Source organism: Dyella sp. 333MFSha (genome assembly GCF_900102405.1).
Taxonomy (GTDB): domain Bacteria; phylum Pseudomonadota; class Gammaproteobacteria; order Xanthomonadales; family Rhodanobacteraceae; genus Luteibacter; species Luteibacter mycovicinus.
On sequence record NZ_FNBR01000001.1, the window covers coordinates 1,577,574 to 1,593,883 of the forward strand.

Below are 16,310 nucleotides of genomic sequence, written 5' to 3' on the forward strand. Positions count from 1 at the left end.
AGTCGCTTCAGGGAATTCGGATCGCCAACGCTTCTGGCGCCTCAGGCGGCGGGGCATCGCCCTCGGGGTCATCTGGATGGGCCGGCATTTCCTGCGGTCGATCCGCGCCGGGGTTGCCGCCGGGCATTTCCGGTCGAGGAGTCACCGGAGCCTCTTCAGGTATCACCGGCGAGCGACTAGGGGTTTCGGGAATGTAAGGGCTTTGCATCATGGCGTGTCCATCGGCGGCGTCGTCCAGCGAGACTGCCCCGCCCCGCGTGATCCGATCGTCATTCCCACGTCATGCACGTGGGAACGACGCTCGTTACACGGACGCCTGCCCAACGTTCCTGGACCTGTCCACGGAGCACGCGCATGACACTGAAAGCCCTCGGCCTGAACTGCACGCTCAGTGCCTCGCCCAAGCCATCATCAAGTCAGAAGCTGCTGGATCAGTTGCTCGACGGCCTGAAAAAGTACGACGTTGAGACCGAAAGCGTACGGGTCGTCGATCTGAACATCAAACCCGGTGTCAGTCACGATGAGGGCGAGGGTGATGAGTGGCCGGCGCTGCGCCAGCGCATCATGGCGGCGGATATTCTTGTCATCGCCACACCGATCTGGATGGGTCAGCCTTCGAGCGTCAGCAAACGCGTGCTCGAACGCATGGATGCAATCCTCGGCGATATCGGTGATGACGGACGGTATCCCACGTTCGGGAAGGTCGGTCTGGTCGGTGTCGTCGGTAACGAGGACGGCGCGCACCACGTGACCGCGGAGATCTACCAGGCGCTCGCCGATGTCGGCTTCACGATTCCCGCAGGCAGCTCGGCCTACTGGGTGGGCGAAGCGATGTCCGACACCAATTACATCGATCTGAAGAAGACCCCGGAAAAGGTGGCCAAAACGATCGCAACGCTGACGACCAACGCCGCGCATCTCGCCACGCTTCTCCAGGCGTCGAACTATCCTGCACCCTGAACACGGTGAATTCGACGAAACGCACGCTTCACAGGTCACTCATGGGGAGAGGGCGTAAACAGGTCACGCTGCGAATGACGCAGAGCCTGAAGAGGAACGCACCATGGATAAGAATCGCACCGAAGGCATGAAGCACGAGATCAAGGGCGCCGTGAAGGAAGGCGTCGGCAAGGTCACGGGCAATCACGCGAAAGAAGCCGCGGGCAACATCGAAAAGAATGCCGGCAAGGTCCAGAAAGAAGTAGGCAAGGCTGCGGACCAGGTACGCGACGAAAGCCGCAAGCACTGAGTGCTTTGCGTCGGGGGATCCGCTCAGGATCCCCCGCGCCTTTCAGCCGGCGTCAGCGCCGGTACTACCTGGCCGCACCACGCAGTCTCGTAGCCATCGGTTCAGATCTCGTAACTCGCCCGCCCGGTAGCCGACCCCTTCCGGACCGTGCACGGCCCGATTCCGGCGAGGCAAGCATGAGGGCGGTCGCCGCGCCTATCGTTATCCGCATGTGGCCTTAGCGCAGCGCATGCCCCCCCCCCAGCCAGAAAATCATCACGTCCAGCGGCATCAAACCGATGACCGTGAGAGACGGACGAACTCGCGCGCGGCGCGGCAAGAGCAAACCTCCGCGGGACGCGATGATGGGAGACCACTAGCAGGATGCTGTTGCCGCGCAGCATGTCAATGCCGGGGCTACGTGGGAGGATCGAGCGGAACATGCCGGCTTCCAAGGCGAAGCCGAGAGCATGCGGTCCTGCGGAAACGTCGAAAGTTCGGACAGGGTCAGGTCGGACAGCGGTAGCGCGCCGTTTGGGGCGCGCTACCGCATGGCGTCGATCAGGTGCAGCCGCGTACCAGAAAGATCAACAGCAGCACGGGGATCGGCACGCCCAGCAACCAAAGCAGAATGTAGCCGATGCCACCCTTCTGCTTCTCCGGAACCACACTCTTTTCCTCATCCATCGAACGTCCCTCCGCATTGTGTCAGGGCGCAAGCGTCTATCGGGGCGCGTGCAACGGGTGTGATTTCGTCGCCACCGCCGTTTTCGCAACGACACCGTCTTCGCACGTCGTGCATTATTCGTGACGGGTACCCGCCTCAAGGATTTACGATGAATCTGTTCCGTCCCACCCTGCTCGCTCTTGCTCTGGTCGCCGCGTGCCCTGCCGCCGGTGCGGCCACGGTGATCCGGGGCGCGCGCCTTCTCGACGGCACCGGCGGCCCCGCGCGGGAGGATGTCACGATGGTCATCGACGGCGACCGGATCACGATGCTGGGCGCCGGTCTCCGGGTGAAGATGCCGAAGGACACCACGGTCGTCGACTACACCGGCAAGACGATCATTCCGGGACTGATTTCCGACCACGGTCACATCGGCTCGGTCGACGGGACCCGCAGTGGTACGCCGGATCTGTACACGCGCGACAACGCCTTGCGCCAGCTGAGGCAATGGCGTGCCTACGGCGTCACCACGGTCACCTCGCTCGGGGTCAACAACCCCGACGTGTTCTACCCGCTGCGTGCCGACCTGCATGCGGGTAAGGCGGACGGCGCCGATCTCTTCGGCGCGGATCGCGGGATCGGCGTGCCCAACGGTGCGCCGCCGGCAAAGATGATGCAGGTCGGCCCGAATCAGCTCGACCGCCCCTCCACCCCCGACGAGGCACGCGCCGCCGTCGACGCCGCAGCGGAACGCGGCACCGACATCGTCAAGATCTGGGTGGACGATTTCAACGGCAGCCTGCCCGTCAAGATGAAACCGGAGATCTGGCACGCGGTCATCGATGAGGCGCACGCCAAACATCTGCGCGTCGCGGCGCACGTCTATTACCTCGACGATGCACGCCAGCTGGTGGATGCGGGCGTCGACATACTCGCTCACGGTGTACGCGACCGACCGGTGGACAGCGCCTTCGTCCAGGCGATGAAGCAGCACGGGACCTGGTATATCGCCACGCTCGATCTCAACGAGGCCGCTTATATCTATGCCCGTCATCCGGCGTGGATGGACCAGCCCTTCTTCACCCACGCGGTGCAGCCCGCCCTGGCCAGGCAGTTTGCCGATACCGCATGGCGCGATCGCGTGCAGAACGACGGCTCCACCAGGACCAACGAAGAAGCGCTGCAAACCAATCTGAAGAACCTGAAGACGCTTTACGACGCAGGTGTGAGGATCGGCTTCGGCACCGATGCCGGTGCGATGCCGCTGCGCATTCCCGGTTTTGCCGAGCACCGTGAGCTCGCCCTCATGGTCGATGCGGGCCTCACGCCGATGCAGGCGATTCAGATCGCAACCCAGCGTGCCGCCGAACTGCTGGGTCTTGACGACCGCGGCGTCCTGGCCAGGGGCAAGCGGGCCGACTTCATCGTTCTCGACGCCGATCCGTCGGGCGATATCGAAGCGACCACGAAAATATCGGCGGTATGGCAGCGCGGCCGTCAGGTCGGCGGTAAGGTCGACGCGTTTACGCCGTGATGCCCATCCCACCCGACGACGACCCGTTCGGCTTCCTCCCCGCCGATTCCGTTACGGCGGAAGAGATCCGTGCGTTCGACTGGGCGGCGACACCGCTGGGGCCTGTGGAAAGCTGGCCGGCCGCCTTGCGGGCGATGCTCGCGACGATGTTCGACATGCCGCAGCCGATGTTCATCTCGGCCGAGCCGGGCCAGCTCTTCTTTTTCAACGATCCGTATCGGCCCATGCTCGGTCGCCGCCTGACCGGCGCGATCGGGCGGCGCTTCGACGAACTCTGGTCCGATGTGTGGGATGACGTGCGGGTACACGTCGAACGCGCGCTGGAGGGCCACGGGTCGATGCATCGGGACATGCCGCTGAGAATGACCCGGCACGGCTTCGAGGAAGAAACGTGGTGGACCTTCTCGTACGCTCCGCTGCGCGATGAGCAGGGCACCGTGCGGGGTATGTATGCCGTCACCAACGAAACCAGCAGAGCCGTGCGCTCCGGACAGGCACTGCGCGAACTGAATGCGTCGCTGGAAGTGGAAGTCGATCAGCGCACGCGCGAGCGCGATCAGATCTGGGCGATCTCGCGCGACCTCTACCTCGTCATGGCCCGTGACGGCCTCTATCGCAACGTGAACCCGGCGTGGCAACACGAACTCGGCTACGAAGTCAGCGAACTGGTCGGGCTCGGTTTCGATGAGCTGGTTCACCCGGATGATCTGGACCGGGCGCGTGACGGGCTGACCCAGCTCTTCGACGGCGACATCGTGGAAGACCTCGAGCTGCGCATGCGCTCGCGCGACGGCGAGTACCGCTGGTTCGCCTGGACCTGCGTGCCGGACGGTGAACTGGCCTACGCCATGGGTCGCGATACGCAACGACGTCGCGACACCGACGACCAGCTACGCCATGCGCAGAAACTCGAGGCCATCGGTCGACTCACCGGCGGTATCGCGCATGATTTCAACAATATCCTAGGCGGCATCGGCGGCGCGATCGAGGTCCTTACCGATCGCCTCGAGAGCGGAAGAATGGACGGCGCGCGTCGCCTGCTCGACGCCGCGGGTGGTGCGGTCCAGCGAGCGGCCGGGCTGACGCACCGGCTGCTGGCGTATTCGCGGCAGCAGGCGCTCTCCTTGTCCGACGTCGACGCGAATGCCATCGTCGGCGAACTCGACGTGCTCCTGCGCCCGCTGCTGGGCGGAAGGGTGACGCTGGAACTCCGCCTGCAGGCGGACCTCTGGCGAACCTTGTCCGACGCCAGTCAGCTGGAAAGCGCCGTCCTCGATCTGGCGATCAACGCGCGCGACGCCATGCCCGACGGAGGCGTCCTGTCGATCGAGACGCGCAACGTGGCCGCACGCGACGCCGGTGGCAAAGTGGTCGAGCACGTGGTCGTCGCGGTGAGCGACACCGGCACAGGCATGTCGCGCAGCATCGCGGAGAAAGCTTTCGATCCCTTCTTTACGACCAAGGCCATCGGCCAGGGCACCGGTCTCGGCCTGTCCATGGTCCATGGCTTCGCACGACAGACCGGCGGCCGCGCGGTCATCGACTCGACCCCGGGCAAAGGCACGACGGTCACCCTATGGCTGCCACGGCATGCGGGCGCGCCGTCAGGGACGCACGCGCCTGTGGCGCCCCTCGAGCGTCAAGGTGCGGGCCAGCGCGTGCTGCTCGTCGAAGACGAAGCCATGCTCCGCTCTCTGGCGACCGAGGTGCTGGAAGAAGCGGGCTACATCGTCACCGGCTGTGGCGACGGACCGGAAGCACTGCGCCAGCTCCAGAGCCACGCGCTCCCGGATATTCTGGTCACCGATATCGGCCTGCCGGGCATGGATGGCCGTCAGCTCGCGCTGGCTGCGCGGGAAATCGCTCCGGCATTACCGCTGCTTTTCATGACAGGCTTCGCATGGGACGCGTTCGCGGACACGCCGGTCCTGCCTGACCATGCGGCGATTCTCACCAAACCGTTCTCGGTGCATGCGCTGGTGGCCGCCGTGTCCGAACTGCTGGAGCCGACGGCGCGTTAGCGTCAGGCCGTTTCGGGTTCTTCAGGGCGCTCGGCATCGTGCGCCTGCGCCGCGCGCTGCATGGCCACCAGAAAATCGGTGCCGTAGCGCATCACGAAAGGTGCCACCGTTCCCGGGACGAACCCGTCGGGCAAAGAAGCGATGTCGGTATCGATGTCGGGCAAAAGCGTGGATCGACGTGCCATGGCCTTGAAGGCCCCCTTTACTGGTATTCCCCCGTCGCTCTTACTAAGGCAAAAACCGGGCCACGTCAATCGTCGAACCGAAAAAATCTGCGACAAAAAGGCGCACGCGACTGATTTTACCGGAGGACATCCCGGCATAGGCCTAAAATCCACTCACGCGCCGCTTCCGGCGCGCGGGAGGTCCCACCGTGTACCAGGCCCAGGCCGTCGCCAGTCAGTCCGTCGTCCGCCGTCCGTCGGTGTACTGCAATGCGTCGTGCCGTTACGCGGCCGTCTGCGAAGCAACCCGCGGTGGCGATCCCGATCTGGTCGACATGCGTGACGTCGTCGAGCGCGTCGGTCCGTTTTCCGAAGGCGACCGGCTGGTGCAGCCCGATGCCCCGCATCGCGCCGCCTTCGCCGTCGTCAGTGGCATGGCCAAAACGGTCGGCGATGGCCGGGTGGTCGCGTTTCATCTGCCGGGTGAACTCTTCGCGCTGGACGTCGCCAGGACCGGCACACATAACGCATCCGTCGTGGCCGTCGGCAAGACGTGGTTCTGCCGTTTTCCGCGCGCCGCGACCGACGAACTCTGCGAGCACAACGACGCGCTGACCCGACACCTGCGCTCGCTGCGTCGGCGTGAACGCGTCAGCGCCGCCCACGCGGCGGACGGCCTGGCTGCGTCGCGCGTTCGCTCTTTCCTGGTCGACCTGCTCGACCGGCGGCGTCGTTTCGAAGGGGCCAGCCCTTTCGTTCCCCTGCCCATGTCCCGCGACGACATCGGCTCCTACCTCCGGATGAGCTCGGCCACCGTTACGCGCATGCTGGCGAAGCTCCGCACCGAAGGTGCCATCGCCATCCTTCCGAATGGCATCGACGTCACCGATGAGGCCGCTCTGCGCGGCTAGCGATCGATCCTCCCGCGTCATGCACGGGGCGGGTTGGACCTCAGAGGATCGAGCAGGCGGCGCAGACCGTTATGGTCGAGCTCGAGCATGATCGCCAGCAGGCGCCCAAGTTCACCGGGAGGAAAGCCCTCCCGCGCAAACCATGCGAGATAGTTGCCTGGCAGATCGGCGATCGCCCTCCCCTTGAACTTACCGAAGGGCATGATCGCGGTGGCTAGCTTGGCGAGGTCCTGACGAAAGGCGTCGTTCGGATCGGTCATGCCGAAATTCTAGCGCTACTCGTCGCCGGGATCGAAGCCTTCGCGTTCCTTCATCAACGTGCGCGCCGCGGCGACACCAAGGGTCATACCCTCCGCGCACGCGTCTTCTTCATTCTCATGGAGGGTAACGCAGAGCTTCTCGGCGATCTCGTCGCCGTCCTCGCTGATGACGTATTTACCGCGCCAGCGGCCGGGTTTGGCAACGTAGCACGTGCCTTCCACGTCGAAGTAACCAATCTTTCGATGCGTCATGGGTGGGATGTTCCTCCTTCTTCCCCCCATCGTATGCATCGCGGATCAACGTGACGTGCAGCCGCGCTATTGCAAACCGGCGACGGGCCGCTTTGCGTTGGATTCGAATTCCCGCCAGATACCGTCCGCGCCTTCCACGGAGACGAGCACCTGCAGGCCGCTTTGCACGCCGAGCAGCTTGGACTGCTGCACGGCGTACGCTATCGCGGCGACGCGAGTTTCGAAGTTTTCCATCGGCACGCCATTCATCTGGACGTGCCACAAGCCCGCGAGGTCGGGGCTGAACGGGATGTCGTAGATCACCAGGGCCATGAAGAAATGCGTAACCTCGTGCATTCCGCAGGCGCCTTCGCGTATCGCGAAAAAGGTCGGCTGCGGAGATGGATGCGCAAGGTTATCCGTTCGCACGTGTCCCCACAATGGAAGAAATGCCCGAAAATCCTTCACATAGCGGTCACGACGCAACTCACTTCGGCGCGTCGTAGGTGCCCGGGCTCTCCGACGTCGCCCGCCATTCGGGACGCCGCTCGCGCGTCGCATCGAGCAGAGCCTGCCGCACCCCTTCGAGGTCGAGGTCGGTGCCATAAACCGGACTGGCCGGCTGCTGCCGCCAGGACTCCGCGAGCGTGCCCGCATCCACGCCATCGAAACCGAGCTCGTCGACGAGCTTCAGGATCGTGGCCTTGGCGTTGGAATCGTCCCCAGCCACCGGAAGGGCGATGCGCTTATCCGCCGTGGAGGGCTTGCCGTGAGTGCGCAGATGTTCGGCGTAAATATTGTTGAACGCCTTGATCACGGGCCTGCCGAGCTGATCGGCGACCCACTGGCTTTCCGGCACACCCTCCTCGATGGGTGCGATACGACCGTCCCGCTCGCGGGGGTAGTAGTTGCCGGTGTCGACGACCACGGTCTCCGGCGAGACGCCGGCAAAGAGGTCCGAGGGGAGGCCGGGAATGCGCGATTCCGGGATCGTGACGATAACGACCTCGCCACCGCGCGCCGCCTCGTGGGCCGTGACGGCTACCGCACCCGTCTCTTTCGCCAGGCCGGAAAGCGTTTCCGGGCCGCGCGAATTTGCGATCAGCACCTCGTGACCGATTTCGCGAAACCGCCGGGTCAGAGCCTGCCCGATATTGCCAGCGCCGATAATGCCGATTTTCATAGCGAAGGAACTCCAGTCCGGGGAAGACGTCCATGTTCGTGATCCGCCGTGAATGTCGGGCGAGCGGCCGGTGATTGCCAGGATGTGCCGACCGACACTCGTCCGTTCATCGTCTTCCCTTTAGCCTTCTCCCCCATGACCCCGACCCGCACCCTCGCCCTGCTCGGCTTCCTTCTCCTGGCGGTGGCGCCCGCCTTCGCTCAGACGACCCTGCCGGCACCTGCCTCGTCCGTACCCACCCTGGAGGCGGTAACCGTCAGCGGCGTGCAGCCGGGTCCAGGCCTGTGGAAGGTGAAGCGAGGCGAACACACGTTGCTGATTCTCGGCACGCTCACACCGTTGCCAAAGAACATGAGCTGGCAGACCGCCGAGATCGACGACGCGCTGAGCCATACCGACGCCCTCATTCTTCCGCCCAAGGTGGAGATCAAGCCGAACACCGGGTTCTTCGGCCGACTGGCCCTGCTGCCGTCCCTGATCGGCGTACGCAATTCGCCCGATGGCAAGACGTTGCAGGAATCCGTTCCCCCGGACGTCTACGCGCGGTGGCTGACGGTCAAGGAGAAGTACATCGGCGACGACCGCAAGGTCGAGCGTTACCGGCCGATTTTTGCCGTGCTGGAGCTTTACAAGTCAGCTGTGCGCAAGAGCGGACTGGCGCGGTCCGGTGGCGTCACTCGCACGGTCATGGACCTGGCGAGCAAACATGGTGTGAAACAGGTACCGGTCGAATACACCTTGCTGGTCGACGACCCTCGTGCGGCGGTGAAGTCGTTCAAGAAGTCGACGCTGGACGATGTCTCCTGCTTCGCCCAGAGCATCGACAACATCGACGCCCAGCTGGCCGACATGACCGCACGCGCCAACGCCTGGGCCACGGGCGACATCGCCGCGCTGCAGGACGACCGCACGGCGAAGCAGCGGATCACCTGCATGAACGCGGCCACCGACAGCGGCGTCGCGCAGCAGATCGGCCTGACCGACGTGCCCAGGGCCGTGCGCGAACATTGGCTCGCCGCCGTGGATGCCGCGATGGCGAGCAATACGCAGACCATCGCCATCGTGCCGCTCGACGACCTGCTCGGCGGCAATGGCTACCTCAGCGCACTGAAGGCGAAGGGTTACAGCGTGCTCGCACCCGATGAGGGCGACTGAGCGGGTGGTACGCCAACCCGGATCGCGGCGGAGAAATCATCCCCCTGCTCCGTCGCTCGCGCACGGTCGGTGATGCGCCCGAGCCGACGCCACTCTTCCACGCTCAGACGCCGGTCGAGCGTACCGTTGTCCATCAGATATTCCGGCAGATAGCCGGTAAGCAACAGTCGGGGATCGAGCGGCAGACCACGGTCGATGCGCCGCGCCATCCGGTACACGATGGTCGTGCAGTTGGACGTCACGGTGTTGTAGAACCGGGGCTGCCTGACCAGCTGATTCGCTGCCTCCACGTAGGAAACGAATAACGAACGCATCGCCTCGCGCGGCATGCGCAGCGGGAAGATGTAATCGTCCTCGCCACGCACATTGGTGCGGACGCGCACGATGTCCCGCTCGTCGGCCGCCAGCAGGATCAGTTCGAACTGCTTGAAGAAGCCGCCGATTTCGGAAAAGGCCTCTCCGCGCTCACGCCGGATCTCGACCGAGAACACCACGTGGCGGCCATCGTCGAATCCGAACGACAGCATGGCGTGCGCGATGGCTTCGCTGGACCAGTAAGACAGGATCGCGTCGGCATCGGTCAGGTGGTCGAGGTCGTACTCGCGGGTTTCCCAGTGCTGGTCGTAGTCGGTCTCGGTACGCCAGCTGAAATCACGCACGTTGTGTAACGTGACCCGTGACCCGCTCAACTCACCTGACAGCAACCGGTTCACATCGTCGGCCCAGACACGGTCATGAGTGGGCCGGACCGTCGTCCACCATCCCAGCAGAGCGATCAAGGCGACCAGCATGGCCAGCGGCGCCCACCACATACGCCAGCCGAACAGCGCGGCGGCCAGCCCCAGCCACAGGACACTCCACACGCAGGCGCCCGCGATCCTTGCGGCCTGCGGCCCCGGCAACTGGTAAACCAGGGCGATGGCACCCCAGGCACCGGAAAGAAACAGCAGCAGCCCCGCGAACGCGCCGGCCAGGCCACGGGCAAACATCCGGCGTTTTCTCATGGAGGCTCATGGACTCGAAGGACAGATCGCATAAGCGTCGCCCGCCACGACCGCGAACGCAAACACCACGACATCGTTTGCCCGTTCGGTCTATGGCATCGCATCGAAAACCGCGTTATTTTCGTGACGTTACCGGGCGTCGCGCCCGGTCCGGCCGATTTCGGGGGTGGCATGGTCCGTTTTCCGGCGATACCGCAGGCGATCGTCTTCGATCTGGACGGCGTCCTCTTCGATACCGAGGCGCTCTACCGCGATGCCCTTCTCGCAGCGGCCGAGGAGGCAGGCATCCATCTGCCCCTGTCACTTTGCCAGCGCATGGTCGGACTGCACGGACACGCGGCGCGCATGCTGTTGCGCGAGCACGTCGGCGACGAACTCGACCTCGATACCGTCTGGCACAGTGCCTCGCGGCGCTACCACGCCATGATGGACACCGACCTGCGTCTGAAACCCGGTGTCACCGCGCTGCTCGATACACTCGATGAGCTCAGCCTGCCCCGCGCCATCGCTACATCGTCCCCGCACCGGACCGCGATTCATCACCTCGAAGCGTTCGGCCTGCGTGACCGCTTCGACGCGCTCGTCGCGGCCGGCGACTGCGAGCGGTGCAAACCCTTCCCCGATCCCTACCTCCGTGCGGCCCGCATCCTCAACAAGGCCGCCGGCGTCTGCCTCGCGCTGGAGGACTCCCAGGCCGGCGTACGTTCCGCGGTCGCCGCGGGCATGCCAACCATCATGGTGCCCGACCTGCAGCAGCCCTCGGCGGAGCTGCGGCGGCTGTGCGCGACCGTGGTCACCGGTCTCGACGACGTCAACCTCTGGCTGCGCGAGGTCTGTGGCGCGAGTCCCAGCGAGGCACCGGCCCACTGATCGTCCTCGCACGCCGCGATCACGCCCCCATACGGTGGCGGCCCGTGCAGGCTTCATGCACCGCGTCCTCCAGTTCCCTGAGGCTATAGGGTTTGGATACCAGCGGTGCGCGGTATCTCCCGGGGATATCCACCGGCAGGGTACCGGTGGCGAGCACGTAGGGAATACCGCGGCGCTTCAGCTCGTCCAGCGCGGGATACGCCATCACGCCTTGCAGGTCGAGGTCGACCACCGCCACATCGCAGTGTTCGACGTGGGCGAGACGGATGGCCTCTTCGATGCACGATGCCGACGCGGCGACCGCGTAGCCCAGCCGCTCCTCGAGCAGGTCGGCGAGGGCAGCCGCCAGACCGGGGTGATCTTCGAAGACAAGCGCCCGCCCTGTGACGTGAGTACGACTCATGGTCCCCTCGAGCTCAAGCGAAAAAACTCGCGGTCCGACGCTACTCCGCTTTGACTCAGCCGGCCATACATCGTTCGACCGGCTGTGTGCCGCGCGCCGCTACGGGGACGCCGTCGCGTCGGACGATTCGACGATAAACGGTGGCGCGCCGCCGTCGCCCTTGCCCTGGGAGCCGAGGTCATCGCCCACCCTGGCCAGCCGCTGCGCGATGTGGCCGCTATCGCGGCGCAACGGGTCACCCGGCCTTCCCGCCTGCGCGCTGGCGATCATCGCGGCCTGCGCCTGCTTCAGCCGGACGACGCCCATGTTGTACAGCGCACGCGCGTGATCCGGCTTGATCTGGATCGCCCTCCCGTAAGCGGCGACGGCGTCATCGGGCCGTTGCAGCCGAAAACGCGCATTTCCCAGTCGGAACCATGCATCGGCATCATCAGGCAGCACCTGCACGATCGCCTCGTACAGATCGGCCGCATGCTGGATGTCGCCCTGCGCATACGCCCGGTCGGCCTCGAGCTCTCGCTGCTGCACATCCGGCATGCGGGGCGGTTCGGGGAGGGTTCCGTGCGCGGCGCAACCCGCCAGCGCGAGCAGGCCCGCCATGAGGGGAACCCGCATCGTCGAAATCACCATCGCCTGCTCCTGTCACATCACCGTGCCGGACAGCTTGTCGCCTATGACGCGACCGCGTCAAATCAACGGGCGAGCCACTGTGCCGCCAGGGCGAGCGCGGCGGGCAAGGCCTGCACGTAGAGAATGCGGCGGCTGGCGGTAAAGCCGCCCCAGAGGCCCGCGACCACGACGCAGCCCAGACCGTAAAACACGAACGCCGATGCGAACGGTTCGGGCAGGAGCACGCCAAGCAGCAGCGCGGCCACCAGGAACCCGTTATAAAGCCCCTGATTGGACGCCAGGGTCGCGCTCTGGTCGGCAAACTGCGGGGTGATCCCGAAAACGCGCGGACCGCGCGATCGCCACAGCACCATCTCCAGGATGACGATGTAGATATGTATCAGGATCACCAGGACGGTGAGTACGATGGCGACGAGGTGCATGGACGATCCTTCCCGATGCGGAGGGCGGCAAGGATAGCCGCAAAGACCTCCATTCCGCACCGGATGGTGTCGCTGCCCCGCAAGGATCGTCGCCGCACCGGACGGCGTCTACCGAAAAACTACTGCAAGGCGAAAACCCTCTTGAATCGTGCGAAATCTCGTCACTCCGATAGGCCGTAAGGCAGATTGCATGACGGCCGACGTGACGGTTTCATTGGCATCATGTGGAACGTCATGGCAGCGCAGGAGATCTCCATCGAAGCCCTTGGGCTGCTCCAGGCACTGCTGCATCATGATTACGACGAGGCTCAGTTCAGAGCCAACCATGTAGCCCGGCATGCCCTTCGCCATGAACATCTTCCCGTGGCCGACGCCGCGGAACGGATCGAAGCGCTTCTGCAACACGGCTGCCCCGACAGCGTCGCTCTGCGTCGCGCCCTGCGCTTGCTGACCGCCTCGGTCGATGACATGCAGGTCGTCGCGCTCAACCGGGCCGGCCGCATCCTCTGAGTCCGGCCCGGCGGCCAGCGACAAATGACGGCATGCGCGTCCTCCGCGGTGCCCTTCCACCTGGGTTAGGATCGGGCGGACCTGCACGGAGTATCCATCCATGAGCCCCACCGACGGCATCGATCCCACCGCAAAACCCAGCGGCGCCGGCTGCGCCGAATGCATCGCCAACGACACCTGGTGGTTCCACCTTCGTCGCTGCGCGCAATGCGGCCACATCGGCTGCTGCGACGATTCACTGCACAAGCACGCCTCGAAACACGCACACGCCACCGGACATCCGATCATCCAGAGCTTCGAGCCCGGCGAAGACTGGTTCTACGACTACCGCACGGACTCGGAAGTCGACGGGCCGTCGCTCGCGCCGCCTCATAGCCATCCGTCGGACCAGCCGACGCCGGGGCCGGCGGGCAAGGTGCCGCGCAACTGGCAGCGTGTTTTGAGCGAGGGCTGATCCGATCCATGAAACACGTGCTTTTCGACATGGACGGCGTGCTCGTCGATTACGAACCCGGCATCCGCGTCGCCCACCTGGCGGCGGCGCTCGACCGCTCACCTGACTCCGTACACGCGGCCATTTACGATTCGGGCATCGAGGACGACTCGGATGCCGGGCGCATCGATGCCGATGAATACCTTCGTCGCCTCGGTGCGGCGCTCGACACCTCGGTCTCCTGCGCTCAGTGGACAGCAGCGCGCAGGGAAGCGACCCGGGTACGTCCCTGGGCCATCGCGCTGGCTTCTTCACTCCCGCCTCGCGCCGACGCAGCGATTCTGACGAACAACGGTGAGATACTCGCCGGGCAACTGCCCACCATCGCTCCGGCACTGGCCGCATTGTTCGGCGCTCGCGCGCTTGTGGCCGGCCAGTTCGGCGCGGCCAAGCCGGACCCCGCCGTTTTCGAGTCGGCCGCGCGGCATCTCGGCTGGCGACCGGCCGATACGTTATTCATCGACGACACCGCCGGTCACGTCGAAGGCGCGAAGCGGGTCGGCATGCACGGGCACCACTTCCGGTCGGAAGCCCTGCTCCGCGATGAGATCCAGCGATTCCTAACCAGGTAACCTTCATGAAAGCCATCACCTTCGATCAGTTCGGCGACGCGGACGTCCTGCACCTCACCGACGTCGATCAGCCCGTGGCTCGCGACGACGACCTGCTGGTGCGTGTACACGCCGCAGGCGTCAATCGTGCGGACATCATCCAGCGCAATGGCGGCTACAAGGGCGAAAGCTACGGCGACTCCGAGATCATGGGCCTGGAGATCGCCGGCGAGATCATCGCGATCGGCCGCAACGTGCACGGCCATGCGGTCGGCGACCGCGTCATGGGAATCGTCGGCGGCGGGGCTTACGCGGAGGTCGCGCGCATCGACCATCGCATGGCGATGACCATTCCCGACCGCCTCGGCTACGTGGAAGCCGCCGCCATCCCCGAAGCCTTCGTCACCGCGCACGAGGCGGCCTTCCATCTCGGCCGCGTCGAATCGATGGACAGCATCCTCATCCATGCCGGTGCCAGCGGCGTCGGCTCGGCCGCCATCCAGCTCGCCCGTGCGGCGGGTGCCAGGGTGTTCGCCACCGCGAGCGGCGGCAAGCTCGACCGCGTACGTGGTTTTGGCGCCGGGATCGCCATCGACTACCGCAGCGACGATTTCGCCGAGGTGGTCGCACGGGAAACGGACAAGCGAGGTGTCGATGTCATCGTCGACTTCATCGGCGCGCCGTATTTCGAGCGCAACCTTGCCTCACTCAGTCATGGCGGCCGGCTCGTGCAGGTTGGCCTGCTCGGTGGCAGCAATGGAGCGACGCTGCCCCTCGACCAGCTGTTGTACCGGCACCTGCAGATCATCGGCACCGTCATGAAATCGCGCCCCGCCGCCGTGAAGCAGGCCATGACACGACGCTTCCGCGAGCGCTGGCTGCACCGCTTCGCCGACGGCACGCTCAGCCCCGTGGTCGACAGCGAATACCCGCTCAGCCAGGCCGCCGAGGCGCACCGGCACATGGAATCGGGCCAGAGCACGGGCAAAATCATTCTGACGATGTGACCCGGGTCAACCCCATCCGGTGACTGTCGGCGACTACGTAGACAGACCCACAGGATCGGGACCATGTACGCCATCGCTCCGGAACATCACCTCAACGCGCTTGTGCTCGCGCTGACCACCGGCTTCAAGGATCCGACGCCCTCGGTGGCGGATGACGACGCTACGCTCATGCACCGCTACCGGCATGGCGATGTCGATGCGTTCCGCGAACTGTACGGGCGCTATCACAAGCGACTTCATCGTTATTTGTTACGACTCGCCAACCGCGCCGCGGATGCCGAAGAAGTATTCCAGGACGTCTGGGCCGCGGTCATTCGCGGCCGCAGCGACTTTCGCGCCCAGACATCATTTGCCAGCTGGCTCTTCGCGATCGCCCATCGACGCGCGGCAGACCGGTTTCGCCTGCTGGACCGCCATGCGCCCGAATGGCGTAGCGATAGCGAAGATGAGGCTGGCATCGACGACCTGGTGGCCACCGATGCCATCGCTCCGGAGCGCGTCGCTCACAGCGAAGCGCTAGGAGTTGCTTTGCTCGAGGCGATCGCGGCGCTGCCGCCGCTTCAACGCGAGGCCTTCTTGTTGAAAGCGGAAGGCGAACTAACGCTCGACCAGATTGCCTCTATCACCGGGACATCGCGCGAGACGGTCAAAAGCCGACTTCGTTATGCCCAGGTCCGACTTCGTAAAGCGCTCGAGGCCTGGCAGTGAACGACCTCGACCGGCTCGCGTATCTCTATCGACGGCACGCGCACGAAGCGCCGGCAAAGCGGACGAATGACGCCATGCTGGCACTCGCCGCTCGTTCGGCCGCGAGGCAGCGTTCGCGGCAAGCGGGGGGCTGGCTTGCGCTCGCATTGGCCGCTTCGGCAGCCCTCTGGCTCGGCATGCATGGCACCTCCCCGCCGCCTCAGGATGTACCCACCGGCATGGCATCCGCCCTGCCTGCAGGTTACGAGGAAGGACGCACCAACGCGTTCCTGCGCAGCATGGATATCGATCCGCCGCCATCCGCTGCCACTCGCACCCTGCGCGACCCGACGCGTACCCCGTAGAACCCGTCTTATCT

At 65.1% G+C, this 16,310-nt stretch carries 23 protein-coding genes; 13 read left to right on the top strand and 10 right to left on the bottom strand.

The genetic code is table 11. The annotated features are described in order from the left end of the window. Nucleotides 1-354 precede the first annotated feature (354 nt). Together BLT40_RS06845 and BLT40_RS06850 are read left to right on the top strand one after the other, a co-directional pair. A complete protein-coding gene (locus tag BLT40_RS06845; RefSeq protein ID WP_079521453.1) occupies nt 355-960 on the top strand; it encodes a flavodoxin family protein in 606 nt (201 codons plus the stop codon). A 103-nt stretch (nt 961-1,063) separates the two neighbouring features. Continuing rightward, the gene (locus BLT40_RS06850) at nt 1,064-1,249 is read left to right on the top strand and encodes a CsbD family protein (protein WP_036113872.1); all 186 of its coding nucleotides are present in this window, start codon (nt 1,064-1,066) and stop codon (nt 1,247-1,249) included. A 540-nt stretch (nt 1,250-1,789) separates the two neighbouring features. On the opposite strand, the gene BLT40_RS20585 is transcribed toward BLT40_RS06850, so the two are convergent. Next, nucleotides 1,790-1,915, bottom strand: a complete 126-nt coding sequence (locus BLT40_RS20585; protein WP_255349736.1) for a hypothetical protein — start codon at nt 1,913-1,915, stop codon at nt 1,790-1,792. 149 nt (nt 1,916-2,064) lie between these two features. On the opposite strand from BLT40_RS20585, the gene BLT40_RS06855 reads away from it, so the two are divergent. Both BLT40_RS06855 and BLT40_RS06860 read left to right on the top strand, forming a co-directional pair. Beyond that, on the top strand, nt 2,065-3,429 hold the full coding sequence (locus tag BLT40_RS06855; RefSeq protein ID WP_090352405.1) for an amidohydrolase family protein: 1,365 nt from the start codon (nt 2,065-2,067) through the stop codon (nt 3,427-3,429). Then, the gene (locus BLT40_RS06860; RefSeq protein WP_090352408.1) at nt 3,429-5,450 is read left to right on the top strand and encodes a hybrid sensor histidine kinase/response regulator; all 2,022 of its coding nucleotides are present in this window, start codon (nt 3,429-3,431) and stop codon (nt 5,448-5,450) included. The genes BLT40_RS06855 and BLT40_RS06860 overlap by 1 nt, the downstream gene beginning before the upstream one ends. Before the next feature lie 2 nt (nt 5,451-5,452). On the opposite strand, the gene BLT40_RS06865 is transcribed toward BLT40_RS06860, so the two are convergent. After that, on the bottom strand, nt 5,453-5,635 hold the full coding sequence (locus BLT40_RS06865) for a hypothetical protein (RefSeq protein WP_079521456.1): 183 nt from the start codon (nt 5,633-5,635) through the stop codon (nt 5,453-5,455). Between the two features lie 188 nt (nt 5,636-5,823). Between BLT40_RS06865 and BLT40_RS06870 the strand changes: the two genes are divergently transcribed. Then, nucleotides 5,824-6,525, top strand: coding sequence for a Crp/Fnr family transcriptional regulator (locus BLT40_RS06870; protein WP_090352411.1), 702 nt, complete (start codon nt 5,824-5,826; stop codon nt 6,523-6,525). A 17-nt stretch (nt 6,526-6,542) separates the two neighbouring features. On the opposite strand, the gene BLT40_RS06875 is transcribed toward BLT40_RS06870, so the two are convergent. The 4 genes from BLT40_RS06875 to BLT40_RS06890 all read right to left on the bottom strand — a co-directional run bounded on the left by BLT40_RS06875 (nt 6,543) and on the right by BLT40_RS06890 (nt 8,283). Continuing rightward, on the bottom strand, nt 6,543-6,785 hold the full coding sequence (locus tag BLT40_RS06875) for a DUF3820 family protein (RefSeq protein ID WP_090352414.1): 243 nt from the start codon (nt 6,783-6,785) through the stop codon (nt 6,543-6,545). A 15-nt stretch (nt 6,786-6,800) separates the two neighbouring features. Continuing rightward, nucleotides 6,801-7,037, bottom strand: coding sequence for a hypothetical protein (locus BLT40_RS06880; protein ID WP_036113884.1), 237 nt, complete (start codon nt 7,035-7,037; stop codon nt 6,801-6,803). A gap of 66 nt (nt 7,038-7,103) precedes the next feature. Then, entirely contained in the window at nt 7,104-7,349 is a 246-nt protein-coding gene (locus tag BLT40_RS06885; protein ID WP_139382714.1) for a hypothetical protein, read from the bottom strand. Nucleotides 7,350-7,503: 154 nt separating this feature from the next. Beyond that, on the bottom strand, nt 7,504-8,283 hold the full coding sequence (locus BLT40_RS06890) for an NADPH-dependent F420 reductase (RefSeq protein ID WP_343123894.1): 780 nt from the start codon (nt 8,281-8,283) through the stop codon (nt 7,504-7,506). Between the two features lie 51 nt (nt 8,284-8,334). Here BLT40_RS06890 and BLT40_RS06895 point away from each other — a divergent pair, with 51 nt between their 5' ends. Further along, nucleotides 8,335-9,354 (top strand): TraB/GumN family protein, encoded by a 1,020-nt coding sequence (locus BLT40_RS06895; protein WP_143025847.1) that lies wholly within the window; start codon nt 8,335-8,337, stop codon nt 9,352-9,354. On the opposite strand, the gene BLT40_RS06900 is transcribed toward BLT40_RS06895, so the two are convergent. Then, a complete protein-coding gene (locus tag BLT40_RS06900) occupies nt 9,321-10,358 on the bottom strand; it encodes an Lnb N-terminal periplasmic domain-containing protein (RefSeq protein ID WP_079521461.1) in 1,038 nt (345 codons plus the stop codon). The genes BLT40_RS06895 and BLT40_RS06900 overlap by 34 nt on opposite strands. A 171-nt stretch (nt 10,359-10,529) precedes the next feature. Here BLT40_RS06900 and BLT40_RS06905 point away from each other — a divergent pair, with 171 nt between their 5' ends. Further along, a complete protein-coding gene (locus tag BLT40_RS06905) occupies nt 10,530-11,228 on the top strand; it encodes an HAD family hydrolase (protein ID WP_051944255.1) in 699 nt (232 codons plus the stop codon). A 19-nt stretch (nt 11,229-11,247) separates the two neighbouring features. On the opposite strand, the gene BLT40_RS06910 is transcribed toward BLT40_RS06905, so the two are convergent. The 3 genes from BLT40_RS06910 to BLT40_RS06920 form a co-directional block, all read right to left on the bottom strand. Then, nucleotides 11,248-11,631 (bottom strand): response regulator, encoded by a 384-nt coding sequence (locus BLT40_RS06910; RefSeq protein ID WP_051943727.1) that lies wholly within the window; start codon nt 11,629-11,631, stop codon nt 11,248-11,250. Between the two features lie 99 nt (nt 11,632-11,730). Then, nucleotides 11,731-12,246 carry a tetratricopeptide repeat protein gene (locus tag BLT40_RS06915; protein ID WP_176167796.1) on the bottom strand — a complete coding sequence of 172 codons (516 nt, stop codon included), beginning with the start codon at nt 12,244-12,246 and terminating at the stop codon, nt 11,731-11,733. A gap of 77 nt (nt 12,247-12,323) precedes the next feature. Then, nucleotides 12,324-12,683, bottom strand: a complete 360-nt coding sequence (locus BLT40_RS06920) for a DUF1304 domain-containing protein (RefSeq protein WP_079521462.1) — start codon at nt 12,681-12,683, stop codon at nt 12,324-12,326. A gap of 234 nt (nt 12,684-12,917) precedes the next feature. On the opposite strand from BLT40_RS06920, the gene BLT40_RS06925 reads away from it, so the two are divergent. The 6 genes from BLT40_RS06925 (at nt 12,918) to BLT40_RS06950 (ending at nt 16,296) form a co-directional block, all read left to right on the top strand. Beyond that, the gene (locus BLT40_RS06925) at nt 12,918-13,193 is read left to right on the top strand and encodes a hypothetical protein (RefSeq protein ID WP_143025848.1); all 276 of its coding nucleotides are present in this window, start codon (nt 12,918-12,920) and stop codon (nt 13,191-13,193) included. A gap of 100 nt (nt 13,194-13,293) precedes the next feature. Then, nucleotides 13,294-13,647, top strand: coding sequence for a UBP-type zinc finger domain-containing protein (locus BLT40_RS06930; RefSeq protein ID WP_036113901.1), 354 nt, complete (start codon nt 13,294-13,296; stop codon nt 13,645-13,647). A gap of 8 nt (nt 13,648-13,655) precedes the next feature. Further along, nucleotides 13,656-14,258, top strand: a complete 603-nt coding sequence (locus BLT40_RS06935; RefSeq protein ID WP_090352423.1) for an HAD family hydrolase — start codon at nt 13,656-13,658, stop codon at nt 14,256-14,258. A 5-nt stretch (nt 14,259-14,263) separates the two neighbouring features. Then, nucleotides 14,264-15,244 (top strand): NAD(P)H-quinone oxidoreductase, encoded by a 981-nt coding sequence (locus BLT40_RS06940; protein WP_079521465.1) that lies wholly within the window; start codon nt 14,264-14,266, stop codon nt 15,242-15,244. Between the two features lie 63 nt (nt 15,245-15,307). Continuing rightward, a complete protein-coding gene (locus tag BLT40_RS06945) occupies nt 15,308-15,952 on the top strand; it encodes a sigma-70 family RNA polymerase sigma factor (protein WP_090352426.1) in 645 nt (214 codons plus the stop codon). Further along, nucleotides 15,949-16,296 (top strand): hypothetical protein, encoded by a 348-nt coding sequence (locus BLT40_RS06950; protein WP_090352430.1) that lies wholly within the window; start codon nt 15,949-15,951, stop codon nt 16,294-16,296. The genes BLT40_RS06945 and BLT40_RS06950 overlap by 4 nt, the downstream gene beginning before the upstream one ends. The last annotated feature ends 14 nt before the right edge of the window (nt 16,297-16,310 follow it).

Bases quoted from the DNA above. Each gene is read 5' to 3' on its own strand.
- BLT40_RS06845 (WP_079521453.1), top strand. From the start codon at position 355: ATGACACTGAAAGCCCTCGGCCTGAACTGCACGCTCAGTGCCTCGCCC.
- BLT40_RS06850 (WP_036113872.1), top strand. From the start codon at position 1,064: ATGGATAAGAATCGCACCGAAGGCATGAAGCACGAGATCAAGGGCGCC.
- BLT40_RS20585 (WP_255349736.1), bottom strand. From the start codon at position 1,915: ATGGATGAGGAAAAGAGTGTGGTTCCGGAGAAGCAGAAGGGTGGCATC.
- BLT40_RS06855 (WP_090352405.1), top strand. From the start codon at position 2,065: ATGAATCTGTTCCGTCCCACCCTGCTCGCTCTTGCTCTGGTCGCCGCG.
- BLT40_RS06860 (WP_090352408.1), top strand. From the start codon at position 3,429: ATGCCCATCCCACCCGACGACGACCCGTTCGGCTTCCTCCCCGCCGAT.
- BLT40_RS06865 (WP_079521456.1), bottom strand. From the start codon at position 5,635: ATGGCACGTCGATCCACGCTTTTGCCCGACATCGATACCGACATCGCT.
- BLT40_RS06875 (WP_090352414.1), bottom strand. From the start codon at position 6,785: ATGACCGATCCGAACGACGCCTTTCGTCAGGACCTCGCCAAGCTAGCC.
- BLT40_RS06880 (WP_036113884.1), bottom strand. From the start codon at position 7,037: ATGACGCATCGAAAGATTGGTTACTTCGACGTGGAAGGCACGTGCTAC.
- BLT40_RS06885 (WP_139382714.1), bottom strand. From the start codon at position 7,349: ATGGCCCTGGTGATCTACGACATCCCGTTCAGCCCCGACCTCGCGGGC.
- BLT40_RS06895 (WP_143025847.1), top strand. From the start codon at position 8,335: ATGACCCCGACCCGCACCCTCGCCCTGCTCGGCTTCCTTCTCCTGGCG.
- BLT40_RS06900 (WP_079521461.1), bottom strand. From the start codon at position 10,358: ATGAGAAAACGCCGGATGTTTGCCCGTGGCCTGGCCGGCGCGTTCGCG.
- BLT40_RS06905 (WP_051944255.1), top strand. From the start codon at position 10,530: ATGGTCCGTTTTCCGGCGATACCGCAGGCGATCGTCTTCGATCTGGAC.
- BLT40_RS06910 (WP_051943727.1), bottom strand. From the start codon at position 11,631: ATGAGTCGTACTCACGTCACAGGGCGGGCGCTTGTCTTCGAAGATCAC.
- BLT40_RS06915 (WP_176167796.1), bottom strand. From the start codon at position 12,246: ATGCGGGTTCCCCTCATGGCGGGCCTGCTCGCGCTGGCGGGTTGCGCC.
- BLT40_RS06920 (WP_079521462.1), bottom strand. From the start codon at position 12,683: ATGCACCTCGTCGCCATCGTACTCACCGTCCTGGTGATCCTGATACAT.
- BLT40_RS06925 (WP_143025848.1), top strand. From the start codon at position 12,918: ATGGCAGCGCAGGAGATCTCCATCGAAGCCCTTGGGCTGCTCCAGGCA.
- BLT40_RS06930 (WP_036113901.1), top strand. From the start codon at position 13,294: ATGAGCCCCACCGACGGCATCGATCCCACCGCAAAACCCAGCGGCGCC.
- BLT40_RS06935 (WP_090352423.1), top strand. From the start codon at position 13,656: ATGAAACACGTGCTTTTCGACATGGACGGCGTGCTCGTCGATTACGAA.
- BLT40_RS06940 (WP_079521465.1), top strand. From the start codon at position 14,264: ATGAAAGCCATCACCTTCGATCAGTTCGGCGACGCGGACGTCCTGCAC.
- BLT40_RS06945 (WP_090352426.1), top strand. From the start codon at position 15,308: ATGTACGCCATCGCTCCGGAACATCACCTCAACGCGCTTGTGCTCGCG.